Below are 2089 nucleotides of genomic sequence, written 5' to 3'. Positions count from 1 at the left end.
CAAAAACAATATTTTTATCTTGAATATCTAATACTTTTCGCATATCATTTGATGTAGGCAAGTGAGTTCTCTCCTTTGAATGAGTTGTGGTGACTTTTTATTCTACAGGAGAACTCACTTGTTTTCTATTTTTACATAAAAAAGACGCTAGCAAGTTTTCACTCACCAACGTCAAATATTGTATAACCACTACTTGTCCAAGAACCCCTTTCTATTAGGCGCTTACCCACTAATCTTAGTATGTTTGTCAAAGAGCCAAAACACTTTTCACAGCAACTTAATACTTAGCATGAAAAGTGTTCAAGTTTTTTTTAATTAAATAAATGACTAAAACTCTTCACCAATGTCAAATGTAGAACATAAAAATTACCAATTTAGATAACCTGTAGAATTCTTTTGTATATATAATTAGATTAAATAATTTTTTGAAACAATAATGGATATTAATTCTATTGAAACATTTCAAAAAACTATTTATATCATTCATATGAGAAGTTTACACCTCTTTATAAATGGTCTAAATAGTTTCCTTTAGCTCTTCAAGAAATAACAAGTTTGAACTTCTTAAGTCTTTTATTATTAAAGGAAAGTTGTATGCTCACTTTATGTGTCAATTTAATCAAAGACAATTATTTGTCTTAATTGCTAATAATTTTATTCGAAATCTAAGGGACGTTCAATTTCCAGACCAAATTCATAAGCGATTGCGTTTAATATACGTTTTGAAGCTGAACCATCTCCATAAGGATTATTTGTTTCTGCCATTGTACGATGAACTTCTTGGTTATCTAATAATTCGATCATAGTTGATAGAACATCTTCAGTCTCAGTACCTACAAGTTTTAGTGTACCAGCAGCAACCCCTTCGGGACGCTCAGTAGTATCACGTAAAACTAGTACCGGAACTCCTAATGAAGGTGCTTCTTCTTGTACCCCGCCTGAATCGCTCATGATCATATAACTTCTTGCAGCGATATTATGAAAATCAATAACATTTAATGGATCAATTAAATGAATGCGCTCATGGTCGCCTAATTCTTTATTAGCAGCCTCTTGAACTACAGGATTTAAATGTACTGGATATACTACTTCTACATCTTTATAGATATCTACAACTTGACGAATTGCACGAAAAACGCGTTCCATTGGCTCGCCTTGGTTTTCTCTACGATGCATAGTCACTAATATTAAACGATTATTTTCTGATACTTTATTTAATACATTGTGTTGATAATTTTCTTTTACGGTTTCTTTTAAAGCATCGATTGCTGTATTTCCAGTAATATAAAGATGTTCTTGTGGATGGTTCTCTTTTAACAAGTTTTCAGCACTTTCCTTAGTTGGAGAAAAGTAAACATCCGATAATACATCAGTCACTTGACGATTCATTTCTTCTGGAAATGGAGAATATTTATTCCAGGTACGTAAACCAGCTTCAACATGTCCAACTTTAATTTGATTATAGAATGCAGAAATCCCAGCTGCAAAAGTCGTTGTTGTATCTCCATGAACTAAAACAATATCTGGTTTAACTTCTTTCATAACATCTTCTAAACTAATCAAAACATTTGCAGTAATTTGTGCTAATGATTGCCTACTCTTCATTACATTCAAATCATAGTCTGGCCTAATTTTAAAAATTTGCAAGACTTGATCTAACATTTGTCTATGTTGTGCAGTAACTGTTACTATAGACTCAAATCTATCTGACTGACGTTCTAATTCCAACACAAGTGGCGCCATTTTAATAGCTTCGGGACGAGTACCAAAAATAGTCATTACTTTTATTTTTTCCATTGTCTACATCCTTATATATTTATTTAATATTACTCTATTCTATATATTAACAGATAAAATAGAATTTCTCCTATCATATTATTTATTTTTTATAAATAATTTACTATACTATTCTTGAGTACCTTTTGCGTGTCTAAAATAATTTTACCCTCCAATTTATGCTCGTTATGGAGAATGTGTGTATGTGAAACCATAACTATTACAAAATCAATATCATTTAAAAAATCATCAAAATCAGTATATTGATTATCTACCATTTTTGTACTAACCATTGGGTCGTAAACCTTTAATC

General features: G+C 30.9%; 1 protein-coding gene and 1 pseudogene. Both read right to left on the bottom strand.

Annotation, left to right across the window (positions count from 1 at the left end; genetic code table 11):
• Positions 1-654: 654 nt before the first annotated feature.
• On the bottom strand, positions 655-1797 hold the full coding sequence (wecB, locus tag RT405_RS06815; protein ID WP_313468647.1) for a non-hydrolyzing UDP-N-acetylglucosamine 2-epimerase: 1143 nt from the start codon (positions 1795-1797) through the stop codon (positions 655-657).
• Positions 1798-1886: 89 nt separating this feature from the next.
• Positions 1887-2089, bottom strand: a pseudogene (locus RT405_RS06810) (nucleotide sugar dehydrogenase); the annotation flags it as partial.

This window comes from Carnobacterium sp., from assembly GCF_032094055.1.
In the GTDB taxonomy this organism is placed as follows: domain Bacteria; phylum Bacillota; class Bacilli; order Lactobacillales; family Carnobacteriaceae; genus Carnobacterium_A.
Note: the sequence above shows the minus strand (reverse complement) of the source record. Positions and strands in the feature narration are given on the sequence as shown.